Annotated in this window: 11 protein-coding genes; 3 read left to right on the top strand and 8 right to left on the bottom strand. The window is 41.6% G+C overall.

From position 1 onward, the window contains the following. Positions 1–12 precede the first annotated feature (12 nt). The 3 genes from IV512_RS15200 to IV512_RS15190 are packed head-to-tail and all read left to right on the top strand — an operon-like array spanning position 13 to position 5,629. Positions 13–1,344, top strand: a complete 1,332-nt coding sequence (locus tag IV512_RS15200) for an alpha-L-fucosidase (protein WP_209404855.1) — start codon at positions 13–15, stop codon at positions 1,342–1,344. A 21-nt stretch (positions 1,345–1,365) separates the two neighbouring features. Continuing rightward, complete coding sequence (locus IV512_RS15195) at positions 1,366–3,522, top strand: alpha-galactosidase (RefSeq protein WP_209404853.1); 2,157 nt, start codon at positions 1,366–1,368, stop codon at positions 3,520–3,522. Between the two features lie 16 nt (positions 3,523–3,538). Continuing rightward, positions 3,539–5,629, top strand: coding sequence for an alpha-L-fucosidase (locus tag IV512_RS15190; RefSeq protein ID WP_209404851.1), 2,091 nt, complete (start codon positions 3,539–3,541; stop codon positions 5,627–5,629). A 13-nt stretch (positions 5,630–5,642) separates the two neighbouring features. On the opposite strand, the gene IV512_RS15185 is transcribed toward IV512_RS15190, so the two are convergent. From IV512_RS15185 to IV512_RS15150, 8 genes are all read right to left on the bottom strand, one after another. Then, positions 5,643–7,304 (bottom strand): sulfatase, encoded by a 1,662-nt coding sequence (locus IV512_RS15185; protein ID WP_209404849.1) that lies wholly within the window; start codon positions 7,302–7,304, stop codon positions 5,643–5,645. A 39-nt stretch (positions 7,305–7,343) separates the two neighbouring features. Then, a complete protein-coding gene (gene bglX / locus IV512_RS15180; RefSeq protein WP_256439326.1) occupies positions 7,344–9,605 on the bottom strand; it encodes a beta-glucosidase BglX in 2,262 nt (753 codons plus the stop codon). Positions 9,606–9,687: 82 nt separating this feature from the next. Beyond that, positions 9,688–11,115 carry a glucoamylase family protein gene (locus tag IV512_RS15175; RefSeq protein WP_209404846.1) on the bottom strand — a complete coding sequence of 476 codons (1,428 nt, stop codon included), beginning with the start codon at positions 11,113–11,115 and terminating at the stop codon, positions 9,688–9,690. Further along, positions 11,108–12,472, bottom strand: coding sequence for a glucoamylase family protein (locus IV512_RS15170; protein ID WP_209404844.1), 1,365 nt, complete (start codon positions 12,470–12,472; stop codon positions 11,108–11,110). The genes IV512_RS15175 and IV512_RS15170 overlap by 8 nt, the downstream gene beginning before the upstream one ends. Positions 12,473–12,523: 51 nt before the next feature. Then, positions 12,524–14,317 (bottom strand): LamG-like jellyroll fold domain-containing protein, encoded by a 1,794-nt coding sequence (locus IV512_RS15165; RefSeq protein WP_209404842.1) that lies wholly within the window; start codon positions 14,315–14,317, stop codon positions 12,524–12,526. A gap of 12 nt (positions 14,318–14,329) precedes the next feature. After that, positions 14,330–15,883 carry a RagB/SusD family nutrient uptake outer membrane protein gene (locus IV512_RS15160; protein ID WP_209404840.1) on the bottom strand — a complete coding sequence of 518 codons (1,554 nt, stop codon included), beginning with the start codon at positions 15,881–15,883 and terminating at the stop codon, positions 14,330–14,332. Between the two features lie 10 nt (positions 15,884–15,893). Further along, positions 15,894–18,932, bottom strand: a complete 3,039-nt coding sequence (locus IV512_RS15155) for a TonB-dependent receptor (protein ID WP_209404838.1) — start codon at positions 18,930–18,932, stop codon at positions 15,894–15,896. A gap of 260 nt (positions 18,933–19,192) precedes the next feature. Then, entirely contained in the window at positions 19,193–21,883 is a 2,691-nt protein-coding gene (locus tag IV512_RS15150) for a Two component regulator three Y domain-containing protein (RefSeq protein WP_245224849.1), read from the bottom strand. Between the last annotated feature and the right edge of the window lie 44 nt (positions 21,884–21,927).

Below are 21,927 nucleotides of genomic sequence, written 5' to 3'. Positions count from 1 at the left end.
AGTTTAGGATACATGCGAAAGTTTATATATGGTTTTTTATCTTTTATAGTTCTATCGGTTCAAGCGCAAACCGGCGAAGCACCTATAAATGAAGAGAAAATGCAATGGTTTAAAGATGCTAAATTAGGTGTCTTTATCCATTGGGGGTTGTATTCTGTGAACGGGATCGATGAATCTTGGTCTTTCTATAACGGCTATATTTCACATAAAGATTACCTTAAGCAGACCAAGGGTTTTTCAGCAAAAAATTATAATCCCCAAGAATGGGTTCGATTGATTAAAAATGCCGGGGCCAAATATACGGTCATTACCTCTAAGCATCATGAGGGTTTTGCCTTGTGGGATACCAAATTTGGTAATTTCAACGCTATCGAAAGTGCGTCTGCGAAAAAAGATGTGCTTACCCCATTTGCTGATGCTGTAAAGAAAGAAGGTTTAAAACTTGGCATATATTATTCTCTACCAGATTGGTCGCATGATGGGTACACGCACTTCACCCGCGATTCACTAAGATATAAGGCACAAGAAGAACCACAACGATGGCAAAAATTCTTGAAGTTATACCAAGGTCAACTTAAAGAATTATCAGAAAAATATAATCCTGATTTATATTGGTTCGATGGAGATTGGGAACATAGTTCAGAAGAATGGGAAGCTCCAAAAGTAAGGGCCATGTTGCAAGAGAAAAATCCAAATGTCATTCTCAATTCTAGACTTAAGAATGAAGGTGACTATGCGACACCGGAACAAGGCATGCCAATTACTAGACCTGAAAATAAATTTTGGGAGTTGTGTATGACCATGAACAACTCTTGGGGCTATCAAAAGAATGACCATGATTACAAGACTACGGACCAGATAATTGGCATTTTCACCGATGTTATAAGCAACGGCGGAAATCTTTTGTTAGATATAGGCCCCAAGGGTGATGGTTCTATTCCTGAAGAACAGATTGAAATTCTTGAAGGTCTAGGGCGCTGGACAAATAAACACAAAGAAGCGATTTACGGTACTATATCAGGTATGCCGAAAGAGCATTTTTATGGCCCGTCAACTTTGTCAAAAGATAAAAAAGTTCTTTATCTATTTGTAAAGGGAGATTCAAACGGAGAAGTCGTACTGAGAGGTTTAAAAAATAACATCAACCGTATTTATGTAGTTGGTGAAGGCACAAAACTGAACCATCAAGAAGTGGGCAAGGTTTATTGGAGTCATTACCCCGGTATTAAGTATATTAAATTGCCAGAGCATGTACTTGACAAAAACATGACGGTGCTCGCTGTTATGTTAGAGGGTGAGGTTGATCTTTATCGTGAAGATGGTTCCGTTATTGAAAGTAATTAAGTTCTAACCATTTCAATTAAAATGAACAGACACTTGAATCAATTTCTATTCTTAATTCTAGTTTGTAGTACCGCTTCGCTAGTAGCTCAGTCAACTTCAAAAATAGATTGGCTAATCGATTCAAGTAGTTATTCGGCACAGATATCTGAGAGCAATGAAGCCATTAGTTTATCAAATGGTTTAATTCACCGAAAGATTTATTTAGGCGCTAACGCCGCTACAGTGGTTTTTGAAAATCTAGTTACTGGTGAGCAAATGCTTCGCAGTATTAAGCCAGAGGCTGAAATTGCTATAAATGATAGTACTTATGCTGTGGGTGGTCTGGTAGGTCTTAAAGAGCACGGTTATTTTCTTGAAGACTGGCTCCCAAATCTTTCATCAGACTCCTTAGCTTTTCAGTTCAGTGAATATAGGATAAAGCAACTTGAACCGAATATTAACTATAAAGGAAGTAAAAGATACAACACAAGCGAACGTATCGCTCCTTCGGGCAAAGAATTGATTTTAAGATTCCATCATAAAGCGAAAGAGTTAGAGCGAATTACAGTTTCTGTTCATTATGCGATTTTTGATGAAATGCCCGTACTATCGAAATGGGTGACAGTAGAAAACCAGTCTGATAATGTGGTAACCGTCACCGGATTTAAGAACGAGATTTTGGCATTTCCTGAAGTTGAAAATGCAGTTGAACCGCCATCGGAATGGAAAAGACCTAATATTCATGTCGAAAGCGATTATGCTTTTGGAGGGTTTACAACCGGAGAGTCAAATGTTACTACCTTTTGGTCTCCGGATCCAGAGTATACTTCACAAGTAAACTGGTTGTTAGAGACACCCTGTCTCTTGGAAAGCAAATTAGAGGTTGGGCCGAATGCTCTTTTAAAGCATGGTGATACCTTTGAAAGTTTTAAGATCTACGAATTGCTTTTAGACGGTACAGAGCGTGAACGAAATACTTTGAGCGTTCGAAAAATGTATAGAAAACTTGCACCTTGGGTAACTGAGAACCCCATATTTATGCACTTGACGTCAACTGATGAAAAGGTTGTGAAAACGGCAATTGATCAATGTGCTGCCACCGATTATGAAATGGTCATTCTTAGTTTTGGAAGCGGTCTGAATATGGAAGATACAACAGCGGTAAATATTTCAAAGTTTAAAAAACTGGCCGATTACGCTCATAAAAAAGGCATTCAACTGGGCGGATATTCTCTATTTAGTAGTAGAAAAATTGCAGACTCGGTCGATGTAATAGATAAGGAAACCGGAAAACCCGGAGGTGCCAAATTCTTGAATGCACCATGTTTGGCATCGCAATGGGGGTATGAGTATATTCAAAAAATAGCTTACTTTTTAGATGAAACAGGTTTTGATCTGTTGGAACATGATGGCCCTTACCCCGGTGACTACTGTGCTTCTACATCACACAGGTACCATAAAGGTTATGAAGATTCACAATGGGTACAATGGAAAATGTCAGTAGATTTTTATAATACGCTTCGAGAAAAGGATATTTACTTAAATGCGCCCGATTTCTATTTTTTACAAGGGTCTAATAAGTGTGGTATAGGGTACCGAGAAGTCAACTGGTCACTACCTCGAGACCAGCAAATTCTGTTGGGAAGGCAAAATATTTATGACGGCACTTGGGAGAAAGCCCCTAGCATGGCATGGACATTTGTTCCGCTAACCGAATACCATGGTGGCGGAGAAGCTGCTACACTTGAACCCTTAAAAGAGCATTTGAATGCTTATGAAGCGCATATGGTGCAAAATTATGGTGCAGGGGTTCAGGCATGCTATCGAGGTCCTCGATTATTCGATAGTAAAGAGACCAAAACCTTGGTTCAAAATCAAATTGAGTGGTACAAAAAATATCGACAAATTTTGAATGCAGATCTGATTCACCTAAGAAGAGCCAATGGGCGAACTTGGGATGGTTTTATGCATGTAGACCCAAAATTGAAAGAAAAAGGGATGATCCTTCTGTTCAATCCGACTTCAGAAGACATCGATGAGGTTGTAAATATTCCTTTGTACTATACGGGATTGGAAACTACTGCTAAAATATCTGAAAACGACGAATTGACCGAAACCTATAATCTCAATCGAGACTATACTGTTGATTTACCTATACAAATACCTGCTGGAAGCTATACGTGGCTTACCGTTCGCTAAATTATCTACAATGAAAATGACCAAATTACTTGTAATCGCAATTATTTTTTCACTGGCTTCGTGTAAAACGGTAGAGCCTCCAAAACCCGTTGGGCCATTACCCTCTGAACGCCATTTGGCTTGGCATGATATGGAATATTATGCTTTTGTACATTTTAATATGAACACTTTTACCGATATGGAATGGGGTTTGGGCGGAGAATCTCCCAAAATGTTCAATCCATCGGAATTAGATGTGAGACAGTGGGCCAAAGTTGCTAAAGATGCCGGTATGAAAGGTATTATTATTACCGCTAAACACCATGATGGGTTTTGTCTTTGGCCTACCAAAACTACCGAGCATTCGGTCAAGAACTCTCCATGGAAAGATGGAAAGGGTGATTTAATAAAAGAATTATCGGAAGCCTGTGAAGAATTCGGACTCAAATTCGGGGTCTACCTATCGCCTTGGGACCGTAACGATGCAGACTATGGAAAACCCGAATATGTCGCCAGTTATCATGAACAATTACGAGAACTCTTGACCAATTATGGCGAAGTATTCGAAGTTTGGTTCGATGGGGCCAATGGTGGAACAGGTTATTATGGCGGAGCCAATGAAGAGCGTAAAATAGACAACAAAACGTACTATCAATGGGACAAGGTTACCGAAATCGTTCGTGAACTTCAGCCCAATGCGGTTATATTCAGTGATGGCGGACCAGACATTCGATGGGTGGGTACTGAAGAAGGTTTTGCGAACGAAACCAATTGGAGCATTATGAGACGTGATGAAATTTATCCGGGTTGGCCGAGATACAAAGAACTTCGTTCGGGTCATCAAGACGGTACACATTGGCTTCCGGCCGAAGTAAATACCTCTATTCGCCCGGGTTGGTATTATCACCCGAGAGAAGATCATCAAGTGAAAAGTTTACCTCGCCTGGTTCAGACGTTTTATGAATCCATAGGAAGAAACGGTAACTTCTTATTGAACCTGCCTGTTGATGACAGAGGTTTGGTTCACGAAACCGATGTGAAGCAATTGATGGCACTCAAAAAGCAAATTGATAAAGATTTTTCAAACGAACTGGCACAAGGCCTTCAAGTAACGGCCACTGAAGTAAGAGGTGATGATAGTGCTTTCGACGCATCGAATGTGAACGATGGCGATGATGAGACCTATTGGGCAACGAGCGATGGGGTAGAAACGGCTTCGTTAACTTTTGAATTTGACAAACCTACGGAAGTTAACCGTATTTTATTACAAGAGTATATTCCTTTAGGTCAAAGGATCATCAAATTTTCGGTGGAAGCTGAGGTAAACGGAGAGTGGCAAACTATCGATGAACAGACCACTGTCGGTAACAAGCGAATACTCCGGTTCGACACTGTCGAAGCTACAAAAATCAAAGTAAACTTTTTAGAGTCTAAAGGACCTCTTGTCATCTGTAATGTAGAATTATACCGTGCGCCCAATTTATTGATTGCACCTGAGGTTGACAGAGAACGAAGTGGTATGGTAAGTCTTTCCGTGCCGGATGATGAGGTCGATGTATATTATACTTTAGATGGGAGCGAGCCTACCAATAACAGTAAGAAATATGAAAAACCATTTATGGTAGAAAAGCCCACAACACTCAAAGCGATTGGTTACGATAGTGAAACGGGAGAACAATCTGAAAGCCAAATGACCTACCTTGATATTGCCAAGAAAGACTGGAAGGTCGTTAGCGTTTCTTCTGGAAATATCGACGAAACTGAAAAACTTATTGACGAGAACCCTTCAACTTCCTGGGCTACCGATAAAGGTGTAAATACACCTCAAGAAATAATTATAGACCTTGGTGAGAGTTATGAGTTAAAGGGGTTCACTTATTTACCTATTCAAGATAGATACCCCTTTGGTATTATTACCGATTATGAGTTTGCCGTAAGCAGCAATAATAGAAGTTGGAAAACTGTTTCTAAGGGTGAATTTGGTAACGTGGTCAACAACCGAATATTACAGACTATAAACTTCAAGCCGACTACGGGTCGTTATATCAAATTAAAGGCTATTATGGTCGATGGCGAAGACCATACCGCTTCTTTTGGTGAGGTTGGGGTCATTACGAATGAAAAATAGGATTGATTGGGGCTTAGTTGACAGCTTGGCCCCTTAATCTTTTAAATTGTTTGTAAGCACGGTCGACCTTTTCTTGAGGTGCCCGTTTAAATTCTTTATCGCTCACCTTGTAAACTTTCTGAATGCTATCCAGTTTTTGGTGCATGGTCTTGATTACCGAGGTATAAGTTTGGTCATTAATCTTATTGTCGAGCTCCAAAGAATCGTTATCAAGATCATAAAATTCCCATGTATCGATATCATCATAAAAGTGTATTAGCTTGTAGCTTTTTGTTCTAATGCCATAATGCTTTTTGACCATATGAAAGGCAGGATAATCGTAATAGTGATAATAAATAAGGTCACGAAAATCATCATCTTGAATGCTGCCATTTAGAAGACCTTTTAAAGATTGGCCTTGCATTTCAGAAGTCGTTTCTTCGGCTCCGGCCAAATCAAGAAAGGTTTGGGCAAAATCTAAATTCTGAACTAAGGCATTTATTTTTGTGCCGGGCTTAATTGTACCTGGCAATTTCATTAAAAGAGGGGTTCTAAAAGATTCCTCGTACATAAAACGTTTGTCGAACCAGCCCTTTTCGCCCATATAAAAACCCTGATCAGAGGTGTAAACTACCATAGTGCTTTGCTCTAGTCCACTTTCCTCTAGATAATCAAGTATCTCGCCCACACCCTCGTCTACTGCGGCAATGGTTGCCATATAATCTTGTAGATACCTTTGACCCTTCCATTCGGCCAATGCCTTGCCCTGTATATCTGACTTGTGGAAAGCGTTATTTTTTGGTAAATAGGCGGCATCCCATTCGTTACGTTGTTCTTTTGACATTCTTTCGAAATCTGTAGTCCACGGGTTATGGGCCAGTTCGGTAGAACCCAACGATTTGGTCATTTTAAGATCGTGGCCTTCGTACATATCGTCATAAATGGTCTGTAATTGTTCTTCTGCGGCTTGTTGGTTTTCGAACTCTGGGAAATAGGTTTCTGGCAACGGAAATTTTATGGAATCATATCTATTGGCATGTCTCAAGGCCGGCATCCAATTGCGATGAGGGGCTTTGTGATGAACCATTAAGAAAAAAGGTTGAGAATCGTTTCGTTTGTGTTGCAACCAATCTAATGCATCGTTCGTAATAATATCGGTGGCGTACCCTGCTATTCTGGTAGTATCTCCGTTTTCTATAAAATCAGGATTGTAGTAGTTGCCCTGGTCTACAATAATTTTCCAATGGTCGAAACCTTGAGGATGGCCATGAAGATGCCATTTGCCAACAACCGCTGTTTCATAACCGACCTCTTGTAACATCTTTGGTAGGGTCGGTTGATTACCATCAAAATGGTCTCCGTTCTGCCTAAATCCGTTAATGTGACTGTGCTTTCCGGTAAGAATGACGGCTCTGCTTGGCCCACAAATAGAATTGGTAACATAACTATGGGTGAAAAGTGCTCCCTTTTTAGCTAGCCTGTCAATATTAGGGGTTGGTGCCAATTGGCTGATAGGGTGGCCATAGGCGCTTATAGCTTGAATGGCATGGTCATCGGCCATGACAAATATGATATTCGGTGTCTCGGTAGGTTTAGTATTTTCCGTTTTCCGGTCGTTACAGCTTCCTAATGTGAGAAGTGCTATAAACAAGCAGTGTAAAGGTCCGTATGATTTAAATAAAGAAAACGTGCCCATAGTGATAAGTTGAAATATTCCGATAGAGTTATAAACAGCCTAATTGAGGGTGAATTCCGCCTTATGCTCTGCATTGGAATCCGTTCCTACAAATACCTCGAAATCTCCCGGCTCGGCGATAAATTTTAATTCGCTATTGTAGAATTTAAGATGTTCAGGGGTTAGGGTAAGCGATACGGTTTTCGTTTCCCCCTTGTTTAAAAATACTTTTTTGAAACCTTTGAGTTGCCGTTTCGGGGGTGTAATGCTTCGCACTACATCCTTTAGGTATAATTGTACGGTTTCTTCTCCATCGAAATCGCCTGTATTGGTAACATCAACGGAAACGGTGATTGATTCTCTGTCACTCACCTCAGTCTTGTTCAACCTCAGGTTAGAGTAGGCGAAATCGGTATAACTTAGTCCATAGCCGAAGACCAGCAAGGGGTCATTGTGAACATCAAGATAATTCGACTTGAATTTCTGATGGTTATTGTCCTTGGGAGCAGGTCGCCCGGTGATTTTTGAACTGTGATAAATAGGTATTTGCCCCACATTTCTGGGCCAGGTAGCGGTAAGTTTTCCAGACGGATTGTAATCCCCGAAAATAACATCTGCAATGGCATTACCAGCTTCTATGCCCGGATGCCATACCTGTACTATACTAGCCGGAAGATCGAGTTCTTCCTCTATCGTCAAAGGTCTGCCGCTCATAAGAACAATTGCCATGGGTTTGCCGGTCTTTTCCAATACTTTTAAAAGCTTTTTTTGACTTGCAGGGAGTGACAGATTCGTGCGACTAGCAGCCTCTCCGCTAAACTCGCTTGCTTCACCGATTACTGCAACGATTACATCAGCCTTGCTAGCTACGTTCAAAGCTTGGTTGAGTAAAGCTTCAGGGTCGGTGTCTATTTCAACACGAGTACCGAATACGTTAGCTCGTTCAGCCAAATCAGGATTATCGGTGATATTCGCTCCCTTGGCATAAGTAACATGCGCTTTGGGCGCGACATTCTTAAAACCTTCTAGTACCGGAACCGACAACTGTGGGTCACCAGTGGGTGCCCAAGTGCCAAGCATGTTATTTTTATTATTCGCCAAGGGGCCAATAAGTGCAATCGTACTGGTCTTTTGAAGTGGTAATGTATTGTTGTAATTCTTTAATAATACAAATGAGCGCTTTGCGGCTTCCCTGGCCAATTTACGATTTTCAGCAGTTAAGATATCTTTTGCAGGTCTTGATTTATCGGAATATCGGTAGGGATCATTAAAAAGGCCGAGTTGATGTTTTGCGGTCAATACCCGTCTACAGGCCGTGGTGATTTCTTCTTCGGTCACTTTGCCCTCCTCTACCGATTTTTTAAGGGTGGTCAAAAAACCTTCCCCGACCATATCCATATCCAAACCTGCTTTTAGAGCCAAGGCGGAAACGTCTTGAAGGTTGCCCAAGCCGTGGGCGGTCATTTCGTTTATAGAGGTATAGTCCGAGACTACGAAACCTTCAAAGCCCCATTGTTTTCTCAAAAGGTCTGTAATCAACCATTTATTACCGGAGGCGGGTACCCCATCAATATCATTAAAGGATGTCATGGCACTACCTACACCGGCATCAATGGCCGCTTTGTACACGGGCAAATATTGATTGTACATTTTCACCTTGCTCATGTCTACGGAATTATAATCTCGACCAGCTTCAACCGCACCATAAAGAGCCAGATGTTTAACACAGGCCATCATGGTTCTGGCATCCATTAAGTCGCTTCCCTGATATCCTCTAACCATGGCCGAAGCAATAGCACTACCTAGATAAGGGTCTTCCCCGGCACCTTCCGAAATGCGGCCCCAGCGAGGGTCGCGAGCAATATCGACCATCGGTGAGAAGTTCCAGTTTATACCATCGGCCGTGGCCTCTTTCGCCGCTACTTCTGCCATTTTTTGAATAAGGTCCATATCCCAACTTGAAGATGTGCCCAATGGAATTGGAAAAGTGGTTTTATATCCATGAATAATATCTGAACCAATAAGTAGCGGTATCTTGAGCCGTGAATTTTTGATGGCAATTTCTTGTGCCTGACGTACTTTTTCGGGTCCGGCAACACCGAAAAGTCCACCAACTTGGCCTGCCTTTATTTTCTTTTCAACATTTTCACTGACCACTGAGCCCGTTGCGATGCCTCCTCCGGGAGTCAAAAGATTAAGTTGACCTATTTTTTCCTCCAAAGTCATTTTCTCTAACAGTGCTTCTACTTTAGGTATACGGTCTTGTGCCGCGATTTTACCGGTTAGTAGTAGTAGCACAGTGTATAAAACAATTCTATTCATCATTGGAATCATCTTTTTATTGTTCGGTATAAATTGGCAATCTGATATAGGTAGATTACAGGCTTTATTTACCTAAAGAGTATTACTGTTGATAACTAAACCCCAAGAGGTCTAGTCCATTTTTTACCTCTTCATTCTGCATGAAGAGATTCCAAAGAAGACCTGATCGGTGATTTTCGATCATTACCAGAATTGGCCCCTGATCTATGGCCAGATAGGCTTCGGCGATCCAGAAATCATTTTCAGGACTAAAAGCATCGTAGAACCCTGCGGGCCCTAAAAGTTGGTCTCTATGCTCATAAAAATACCGGAGTGCCCGCATAGATTCTTCGGGAGTGTAGGGCATTGAACTTAGGGCAGCAGTAGGGGATATAACCCCAATGTCATTTGCGGGGCTATGTGCATTGTAACCCAGACTACCATCATTGTTTCGCGAATAACTTGCGGTAAGGCCCCAACAACTTTCACCGTAGTCGGTAAAATTCTTTGGATTTTCAACACAATAACTGTAATTGATTTTCGAATGGTTCACGTTCACATTCCAGTAGTTTACATAGTCATCTACAAGCCCATTCGGGTTTAACCCTAAATAAGAATAATGGGCCCAAAATAAAGGTCCGCCCTTGGGTGCATTGCCTGCATGATCAACCAGTAGGGGAATGTCATAAGCAAAACCAGCACTGGCAATAGTACCATTGGAAGCCCAGCCGTTTGCATATACTTCTTTGGTGATGGAATGCTCGGGAGAAGCTGCCGCTATGACATAAGAAATCAATACCTCATTGTAACCTTTTAGCTCTAAGCCAATTTCAAAATCAAAATCAGGACTCCAGTGCCAGTATAATGTATTCTCTTCTTGTGTGTACCAATCCCATTCAATACCCTTCCAGAGCACATCGGCCTGTTCGGCCAAAGATTTTTCAGTTTCAGAACCGTTCTTGAAATATTCTTTTATACAAATTAAGCCTTGAGCAAGAAAAGCGGTTTCGACCAAATCGCCCCCATTGTCTTTTTCACTGAATGGTCTTGTAGTACCACTTGTACCGTCGAGCCAATGCGGCCATGCCCCGTGAAAGCGATCTGCAGATTCTAAAAAGCCCAGCATTTGGTCGATTCTTTCGACACCTTGCTCACGGGAAATAAAACCTCTCTCTATGCCGACCAAAATACCCATGAGTCCGAAACCGGTGCCACCTGTGGTAACCGTATTGGCGTCGTTCGAAGGTTCTTTCGGATGATACCTTTCTCGGGCACAACCCGATTCAGCTTGTGCAAAATCCCAAAAATAGTTGAAGGTTTCTTCTTGGGTCAGGTCTAAAAGCTCTTCGTCCGAAATTTGAGAAGCTTCGTCTTCCTCATCATCTTCTTCCTCATTTTCCTCTTCTTCTTCGGATGTGTTCTCAGTAGGGGTTTCCGGAAGTTCTGATAGCCCTGTAGGGGCAGAAACATCATCCCCGGAACATGAGAAAAGAAGGGCGATAAAAGTAAAAATTGTTAGAAACCTAATCATCGGCTTTTTCTTTGACTGTAAACCCCAATATTTTCAACCCGTTCTGAACTTCTTCATTTTTCATGAAAAGCTTCCAAAAAAGACCACTTCTATAATTCTCTATCATTACGGGAATGGGCCCTTGATCAATGGCCAAGTATCGAGGTACGTACCATTCGTTTTCAAGACTGAATGCATCATAAGGGCCATACTTGCCGATCAAAGAATCTTGTTCGGTATAGAGATGCCGCAAAACGTCTATACTCTTATCGGGGGCGTAAGGCATAGACGATAATGCAGCGGTCGGGGAAATTACCCCGATATCTTTATCGGGTCGGTGCCCTGCATACCCTTTCATCGAATAGCTAGAAGTAAGGCCCCATAGATTTTCACCATGACCTTTAAAATTACCGGGATTTTCAAGGGCGTGTCTATACTGGATAAGGGTATGGTTAACGTTTAGCTTCCAGTAGTCTCCATATTGATCATGAAGCCCTTTAGGGTTAAGCCCTAAGTACGAATAGTGAGCCCAAAACATAGGGCCGACAGGTGATTTGTCATGCTCGTAGTGGTCGAGTTCGGTTTCAAGTCCGTAGTAGGTCGTATCATTGGCGATTTCACCTTCTCTTGCCCAGCCCTGTTCATAAACTTCCTTTTTTATAGGATGTGTGGGAGATGCAGCAGCAAGAATGTACATGATCAATGCTTCATTGTACCCCCCAATCGGGAAATTCATATCCCATTCATACTCAGGAGACCAATGCCAGTACAGAACGTTCTCACCACCTTTGGTGTACCAATCCCACTCAACTTCTTCCCAAAGTTTTTGAATTTTATTGGCGAGCTGTTTTTCTCTTTCATTACCATCTTGAAAATATTCTTTGACGGTCAAAAGACCTTGAACTAAAAAGGCCGTTTCCACTAAATCTCCTCCGTTATCCTTTTTACTAAAGGGTGTCATTTTACCGCTAGGGAGCAACCAGTGCGGCCAAACCCCATGAAAACGGTCGGCTTTTTCCAAGAAATCGACACTCTTCTCGTAACGTTCAAGAGCCTGTTCCCTTGTTATAAATCCTCTTTCGACACCAACTAGAATAGCCATGAGACCAAAGCCCGATCCCCCAATGGTAATGATATCTTTGTCATGTGTGGGATAGATATCATCCATGTGGATACGCTCTCTTGCCAAACCTGATTGGGGTTCTGCACCTTCCCAAAAGTAATCGAAAGTCTGCTTTTGTACTGAGTCTAACAATTGGTCATCGGAAAGTTCTACGGTTTTTACCGAATTCTCTTTTTCTTTCTTCTCTTTAGAAGAATGACCACCACAACCAACTAACAACGATGCGATGGCCACCTTCATAATAAACAACCTCATATGAATGTTATTCAAATTGAATTAACTTAAAAAAACTAACTATCAACTATCTTAGAGGTCCGTATTACGGACTTCCATAATTTCTTCTTGAGACAACGCCTTATTATAGAATCGAAGTTCATCGATAAAACTAGAGTCTGCTAAGTGATTCCATTGCGTAAATCTTGGTGCCCCTGATGCTATCGATAACAAATCACAACCAGACCAATCGATGCTTGCGCCTAAGGCATTTTGCGCGACCGGTTCACCATCAAAATAAATGATGGCCGTATCACTAGATATGGTAAATGCCATATGTACCCAACCAGCGTCGGTGGGGTCGAAAGCTGCAGCGTCACCGCCGTCAACCCATGTTTCACCTTCACCGGTACCTACGTTCAATTTAAATATCTGTCGGGTGGCATCACCCTCTCTAAAGAAACGGAAACCACTGGTTCGTAAATTTTGAATTTCTGGGAACTCGGCATTTTCAGAATCTTCAGGACTCATCACCAGAATTCCGGCATTACCAGGTTCAGGGTTGACCTTGTACCAAAATGTCGCACTGAACTCATCAGTGGTCAACCCGTTGGCGGGGTACGTTAAGTAAGAGTCTGCAGCACCTGCATAGGCATCATCGCCTGCAGCGCTTTCTCCGGCAAAACTGGGAGCGCCAACTACTTCTGCCTCGGTAGATGTAAAAAGGTTCGTGTAGTCGCCTTCAAAGGGCATATAGAACATCTCTCCATCGAAAGTAGGTGGATAATCGGAGACTATAATGCCAGAATCATCTTGTATGATTTGTTGCACTTCTTCTTGAGTGATGGCGCGGTCAAATATTCGTAGTTCGTCCATTAGGCTTTGGTCTGAAAGATGGTTCCAGCCAGAGAAATTAGGGGCGCCGGACATAATAGATAACACATTGACATCGGTCCAATCTAATCCGTCAAGAGTACCTTGTGAAACTACTTGCCCATCGATATAAACAACGGCTTCTGTACCTGAAATCGTAAATGCCAGATTGATCCACTCATTTGTATTGGACTCAACGTCCGCAGCTTCACCACCATCGAACCAAGAATTTCCGGCACCGGTACCTACATTTAGTTTGAATCTTTGTTTGTCAGCTGCACCTTCTCTAAAAAATCGAAAACCACTTGTCAATACATTGCCTCCAGTTTCATTTAGTGGGGGGCTCATGGCCAAGAGTCCGGCTCTATCGGGTACTGCATTCAATTTTAACCAGAATATGGCACTGATTTCTGAATTTTTAAATCGTTCCGGGTCCAAGGTCAGATAAGCATCTTCAGCACCGGCATAGGCGCCATTGCCCGCCAAAGTTTCTTCACTTATAGAAGGGCTTCCGTTTTTACTCGCTTCTTCAAAACTCAAAAGATCGACGTAACCTCCTTCAAATGGCATGTAAAGAATTTCTCCGGGATACTTAGAAATATAAGCCGGTTCTTTGGTGAAGTTGACGGTTTCTGTCGTTGATTTACCATCGAGGTCATTGGCGACAACAGTTAAGATATGGTCGCCATCTCCCAATTGATTGTACGTCAAATCATCGACCACTAATCTTCTGTAATCTTTAAAACTGGTATAGCTTCTTATTTCAGTCCCGTTAAGAGATACATTCACTGAACCAAGTTCAATATCATCTTGTGCCTCGAAATCTATCGTAATAGTGGCCAGTTCTTCATTCACCTTAACGGCTAGACCTTCCGTAGGTGAATTAATGGTAATTGTCGGTGCCAATGCATCGGTACCTGGGTCGATTTCAGTAAGAGCGTCTATACCCTCATCACAACTGTACAGTATAACCCCAAAGAATGCGGCCAACCCTATTTTGAATATGTTTTTCATCTTGTTTGTTTTTTAGTTTGCTATCTCACCCAGAATAGGAAATTCGTCTATTTGGTCTTGATGATAGGTGACAAAGGCCTTGTCAGCAGTGAAAGTTCTACCATCATAACTTAATTCGTCGTAACGTTCGAGTCGAACCATGTCAAAGAAACGCTTGCCCCATTCCATGGCCAGCTCAGCATATTTTTCATCAATGACCTGATTTAAGGTTACCCCGCTAAGGGGTGCTAAACCGGCTCTTTGCCGTACCAAGTTTACGGCTTCATCTGCGGATAGGGCTGAATTTGAAGCTCCTTGAAGTAGCGCTTCGGCATACATTAGCAGTGTTTCTGAATATCTGAAGACGATATAATTCTTGTTGCTGCCATAGTCAGTTCGACCAGGAACCAATTGATTGGTCGGTAGATAATGTTTGCCGCTTGAAAATATCGAACGAACCTCTGAAGTATTCTCATCGTCATCCCTGGTTATTGGTGACACAAAAGAGGGCAGTTCTTCGGCGGTATAATCGGTAGATGCCAAAAGACTATCGATGCCGGTCTGAGAGAAAAATACAGAAGTTTCCAAACGTTCGGTCTCACCACGGTCGAGCATGAATTCTACAAATTTTAAACTAGGCTCGAAAAAGCCCCAGCCGTTTGAAGAACCGTCTACATTCGGGTCCCAAGAATTTGGTCCGTAAGGTGCATATAGGTGACTTACCCTATCTCCTTCACCAGTTCCAAAATCGGAATATTGAAGCTCGAACAAGCTTTCATCACTTAACTTTCCGGGTGTCTTGAACAGTTCATAAAAATCGGGGTATAAACTAAATTTACCCGAACTGATGATTTGACCGGTAGCATCGGCTACTTCCTGATAGTTTTTTAATTCTTGATTTGCAACGGCCTTGACCATCAAAGCGGTATAACGGGTTACGGCACCTGGTAGATCCGTACGTTCGTTGGGCCTTAAGTTGGGTAAAAGCGGAATAGCTTCATCCATCTGATTAGAAATATGCTGCATTACTTCATTTTTTGTAGGAACCGAAGTTACATCGGAGAAGGCATCAAGGTCAGAGGATTCAGGAATAAATACAGCGCCATATACTTGCGATAGTTGAAACAATAAAATCGAACGAAGCACCTTAATTTCAGCGATGTATTGGTTGCCTTGGGCTATACCTTCCTCATCGGCAAACTCCATATATCTATTGATCTGTTCCATGGCCGTATGTGCACGAATAATATCGCGATAATAGGTTTCCCATAATGTGCGAGATCCGAAAAATGAATTATCGTAAACGTAGCGGTCTTGGTTTTTTAGGCCTTGTTGATCTCCTGCGGCATTAACGTCGTCACCACGGGTAGAAACCACCAACGGTTGTTCCCAACCTCTGTCACCTATCGCCTGATAAGCACCTGTTAACGAAAAAATCATATCATCGGTTTTGGAGAAATCTGTTCCACCGGCAAAATTGTTATTCAATTCTGGCTGATCTAGTTCATCTGAACATCCTACCAAACCAATACCTATAAGGGCAACGAGCAAGGCGAATTTGTTCACTTTTATATTAATATGTTTCATAGCTAATTTTTTAAATTTTAATGTTTACACCGAAAGTATATACGCCCGCAATGGGGTAGGTCTGATTGTCTCTTCCATTGGGCACCTCTGGGGTAAACCCGTTGTAGCTAAAGAAAGTCAGTGGCCTTTCGGCGGTCAGGTAAAATCTAACATCAGGGCTGAACTTACCCGTTAAAGCTGGTAAGGTATAGCCCAAGGTTACGTTTTGCAATCGTAAGAAATCGCCTTTTTCAACGAAGAAACTGTTCAAGAATTGATTGCTCCATGGGTTTCTGATACCACGAGCTGAAGGGTAGGTGTTCGAAGTTCCCGCACCATTCCAACGATTGATGGCGAAATCTCTATCGATATTCGGATCTGGCGTTTGGCGTATGGCAAAGCGTTTTTGATTTGCTATCACATTACCTCCTTGGCCAATTACATTCAAATTGAAATCAAAGGCCTTGTAATTCAACCCTAAGTTGAAACCAAAATTATATGTGGGTAGGTATGAACCTAAATCTACTCGATCTTGAGCGTCTATTACCGAATCACCATTATGGTCTATAAATCTGAAATCACCAGGTTCGACAACAAGTCCATCAGCAATAGCCGATTGTGCAGCGGGATCACCCGCTATTTCCTCTGGAGTTTGATAAACACCGGCCACCTCGAGGCCAAAAAACGGGTTAATGGTACCACCAACAACGGTACGCTGTGCAAGGTCGCCACCCGAGGTTAAATTTTCTTGCCCCGCAAGATCCAACACTTCATTTTTAAGGGTAGAGAAGTTGGCTCCTAATGTATAACTGAAATCTTCAGAAACTTGGTGGTTCCAGTTGAGAACGAATTCAAGACCTGAATTTCTGATTTTACCGACGTTCTGTCTAGTTTCGCCTGGAACCAAGAGCCTTGATACCGGAATTACAGCATCCCTTGTTTCCCTGGTAAAGTAATCAGCTTCTAACGATAATTTATTTTGGAACATTCTGGCCGTAATACCGGCATTGGTCTCTGCGGTTACCTCCCATTTTAGCGCTTCAAAATCACTACTCGTTACCAAACCCGGGTAACGAACATCACCGAAAGCTACATTGACCTCTTCTGAGGTTATGCCACCCGTACTGGCCGCAACATTGGCATTACCAAGTTCGCCCCAACTAGCTCTTAACTTTAAAAAATCTAAGAAGCCGCTGTTTTCCATAAAGGCCTCTTCAGATAAGACCCAGCCCGCACCAATCGTGGGAAAGTAGCCCCATTTCTCTTGATACTTGCTCGTGCCATCTGCACGAAACGTACCATACAAGAGATACTTGTTTTTGAAATTGTAGGCTATTCGACTGAAATAAGAGAAGAAATATTGTCTTGAACCATCATCGCCTACGTTTTCTATGTCAATTGTCTTGGCTAAATCTAAATAGTAAGATTCATCACCGATACCCGGACCATTAGGGAAGTTGAGTCCTTTGGCCTCTAACAATTCAAACGACCGATCTCTAAAAGAAGTACCTGCGAGAACGGTAAGATTGTGGTCGCCATAACTATCGTCATAGGTTAGGGTATTGTCCCAAGTTTGTTCAGAGAAGGTTTCGTTTCTTTTGATAAGTTCTGCGTTCTCTCTAAAAGCATTTCCGTTGCCAAAAAAGAAGGGAAGTCTGATTTCCCGAACCTCTAGCGTTTCGTAATTGTGATAGTATGCAGATTTCAAAGTCAATTTATCAGGTACTAATTGATAATTGATGTCGAAAGTCATCAAAGTATTACGGGTCTTGTTTCTGTTTTCGGTGTTTTCCATCAACGGAAAAGGGTTCTGTGTGCCTCGGTAACCCAAATCTTGTGCGTTAGCGTAAGCTCTTGGAAAAGCATCTGTTTTTGAAGGATCTAAGATGGGCATCGTAGGTACCGCAAAATAAGCTGAGGCAAAAGCCCCATTTTCTGGGCGATAACGGGTCGCGTTACTGAACAATGAAGAGACACCTACGTTCAATCGGTCGCTTATATCAAAGTTCAATTTCGTTCGAATGTTGAAGCGTTCGTAGTCGTTCTTCATTCTCAGAAGTCCTTCTTGTTCGAAGTAGCTTAATCCTACTGAGTAGGTCGTAGATTCCGTTCCACCGGCAACACCTAAACTGTGGTTTTGCTGCATGGCATGGCGTAAAATCAAATCGTACCAATCTGTATTTACATTGGGTACATTGGGGTTTATTCTACTGCGACCATATCGCTGTATGGCATTTTCGATAGATTGCGCTTCGGCCGCTGAACCAGATTCTCTTGCGAGAGTGGCAAACTGTTCTGAATTTGATAGTTTTACGACATTATGTGCAATCTGCACCCCTTGATAACCATTGTAGGTTACTTGTGGTTTTTGATTCGCTTTACCCGATTTAGTTTCTATGAGTACAACACCGTTAGCCGCTCTAACCCCATAAATAGCTGATGCTGAAGCATCTTTTAAAACAGATATGGTTTCAATGTCTTCGTTGTTCAGAAAATCGATATCATCATAAAAAGTACCATCTACCACATATAAGGGGTTAGATGCCCCATCAACATATGAACCAATACCGCGCACCCGAATAGTCGGGCCCGTACCTGGCTCCCCGCTACTCACTACCTGTAAACCCGCTACCTTACCTTGCAATGATTGCATGGCCGCACCTGATGGGGTTCTTGAAATATCTTCAGATTTTACGGTTGCAATCGATCCTGTAAGGTCCGCTTTCTTTTGCGTTCCATAGCCGACTACGACAACTTCTTCTAGAGTTTCGGTGTCTTCGGATAATGATACATTAATAGTCGTCTGACCGTTAACAGGAAGTTCTTTTGACGTAAAACCGATATAGCTGATGGATAACGTACCGTTTGAGGGTACATCGTTCAAGATGTAATTTCCATCGAAATCGGTTTGTGTTCCTGTTGTGGTTCCTGATACTACAATACTGGCTCCCGGTAAGGGCGTTCCCTCTGCATCGTTAATAGTACCGGAAACCGTAATACCGTCCTGTGCAAATAGTGTCAGCTGACACATAAACAGGAAAACAGGCAAAAAATAGCTTCTTATTTTCATGATAGTTTAATAATTGAGTTGAAATTTTATCAAGTTGTTAAGTTGAATGCAAGATATCAAAAGGATGACGTGAGAAATTTTAATGAGCATACATAAAAACTACATCACTAGTGCTATGGTGCCGTAGCGCCTTTTTTCAAGGAGTTTGCAGTAGTTTGATACGTTAACTTAATATTAATTTTAACAGATTGATGTAGTTTTGATGTAGTCTCTAATTGTATGAAAATGAGACTTGTGAGATTATTTTTGAAATAACGTCCTTATTTGAACTTTATTAAAAAGCTTGAAAGGTTCTGAGAGCTGTCAATTTCCAGTTTTTTACGAAGACGGTAGCGATGTATTTCGACTCCTCTAACTGTTATGGCCATTAAGGGTGCTATCTCTTTGGTAGATAGGTTCATCTTTAAATAAGCACATAACTTTAAATCTTTCGGAGTTAATTTGGGGTATTGTTTCAATAAATTTTCAAAATAATCATTGTGAAGTTCTTTAAAGTTCATTTCGAATTGTTTCCAATCTTCGTCTTCATTAATTGAACTGTCCAATTTTTTTGTGAGGGAACGATAGCGTCTCTTGTTCGGGAAAGCATCTTTATTAACCAACATCAAATCTTTTAACTCTAAAATAAGTTCGTTCTTTTTGGCTACACTCATTGTGGTGCGTGCCAATTCATTTTGTTTACCTCTTATCTCTTTTTCCAGCTTTTCTTTTTCTAGCTTGGCCATACGCTCGTCTTGCTCCCTTTCCAGTTTTATCTTTAAAGTTTCATGCTTTTTCTTTAGTTTTTGCTTGTTATACATGCGCACAAGAAAAATTATGCCGACAAGGGCGAGCAAATAGGCCACTAGGCTTAAGGTTGATAGATACCAAGGGGGGGCTATCTCGAATACCAATTTTGTCGGAGGTGATTTTTTATTGTCCATACTCACCGATGAAACGCTAAGTGTGTATTCGCCATGGGCCAGGTTCTGAAAGCTTAGGGTGCCGTGGTCACTATAGCTCTCCTTATTCATGGGTCCCGCTAATATATAGTAGTATCGAGGTTTGATTAAGCTTGGAACCGAAAACTGCATATCAATAACGCTAGAGTTGGGGTAAGAAATTTCAAAAGCGGAATCTCTTACGGTATGAGCTTGTTTCACATCTTTAAAAAAAGATAATTTTGGTGATGGTATTTGGGTATTCGCCAGTTTACGCTGTAACTTGGCAAGATTGATTTGCGCAAAGCCATCACTTAAGGTCAAGAGGTAGATAGAATCATTCTTTCTTATGATCCTTTCCATATCCGGAACGAGACGTTCACCAAGCTGACCTTCGTTGATTGATATGGTTTGGCCCTGAAGGTCGGTATAAGTAATTTCTTTGCTAGGGCCATGGTCAATAAACCAAAAATGCTCCCCATCGGCATACATAATCGATTTTTGATTGTAGGGTTTGAATTCATCAAAAGTCGACAGCTCTGCGATTATAGGGTCGTACTTGTACCAGATACCATTACTTTGAATTATTATCTGGTTTTTGATTTCATACAGCTTTACTTGATAAATATTCGGAATAACCTCTGAGCCAAATTCTTTTTTTTCAACTACAGAAGTTAGATTTTCATCTAGTTTAAAACGAAATAAACCTTTATAGGGGTGCGCGGCCCAAAGTGTACGGGCGTCTTCGAAGCACAGTTGTTTCACTGGAAAATCAATTCCGTTGATTTCACTGATTGACCAATTGTTATCATTATCCCTTTTATATTTAGCAACCCCGGTATAGGTGCCCTGTAGAAAAGTGGCCGAACTTTCAGGAACCCTAACAAATTGATATCCACCAGCAATTTGCGAGATTTTTTTGAGGCGAGATTCGTCTAAACTAAAAGTGGCCGTATTGTGTCCGGCCATGATGTCATCATCAATAATTTCAAGATCCCACACATGACCTTGCGAACCGTTAATGAAGTTTAGAAAGTCGTTATTTAAGTAGTAAATACCGGTATTACTACCCAAATAGGTAATCGAATCGGTATGCACCAAGTCGTGTGTGGTACCTAATGACCCTGAATAGTCTGTGAAATAAGAGATAGGCGATTCTATGTCGATACGGTCTAACCCATTTTCCAGACCTGCCCATATTTGATTATCAAACTTTGCCATAGAAAGCACCGTATTGTTTTGTAAACCGGTCGCCCTATTGAGATTTTTGATAGATTTCTCTTTGGTATTATAGAGATAGATTCCGTTTTTAATGGTTCCGAATGCAATTTCGTCAGATGAAATGGTAAGGATTTTATTCAGCTGATGTTGTTTTAGAAGCTGATTTATTTCCTCGTCAAAAGGCTCCAGCGCGCCATTGCGGTATAGAAAAGATCCGTTCAACTGGGTGCCTATCATAAAACCATCTTGAAATGCCGCCATGCTAATGATTGTAAAATTTTCAAGAGCACTTCCCGTATTGATAGGTTGTAATTTATTTTCTACTAGTTCATAAAGTCCATCACTCTTCGATGCTACTAAGATTTTGTTGTCGACAGCTGCAATGTTGGTTACTACAAACTCCGGATTGATAATATTTATGCTATCCTCTTCGTATAGGTAGAGAGTTGAAAATGACCGAAAAGCTATCTTGTCTCCGTAGGGTATAATTTGCCAGAATTCTTCGTTAGTAAAGGTGTGGTCGGTTATAAGTTGGGTTAGGGAGGTATACTCAAATTCTCCAATTCGGTTCTTTTTCCAGTAACCAAATTCTTCATAAGATCCGGTGTAAATCTTATCGTCGACACAAGCAACTGATCGTATTATAGTAGCATTAGGTAATTTATTCAATACCCATTCTTCACCATTAAAATGGAGAAGACCTTTATCATTGGCCCCAAAGAGCTCACCTTGATCATTGACAGACAGTCCCCAATTTTGTCCCGCTGCATTGTACTCAAATACGCGGTAGTTGTATATGGGGGGTAACAAGTTTTGGCCTGATAGCCCGAGAGGTGCGAAGAGAATTAAACATA

The sequence above is a fragment of the Pseudozobellia sp. WGM2 genome (assembly GCF_017810075.1).
Lineage (GTDB): Bacteria > Bacteroidota > Bacteroidia > Flavobacteriales > Flavobacteriaceae > JADNYK01.
This window is presented reverse-complemented; position numbering and strand designations above follow the sequence as displayed.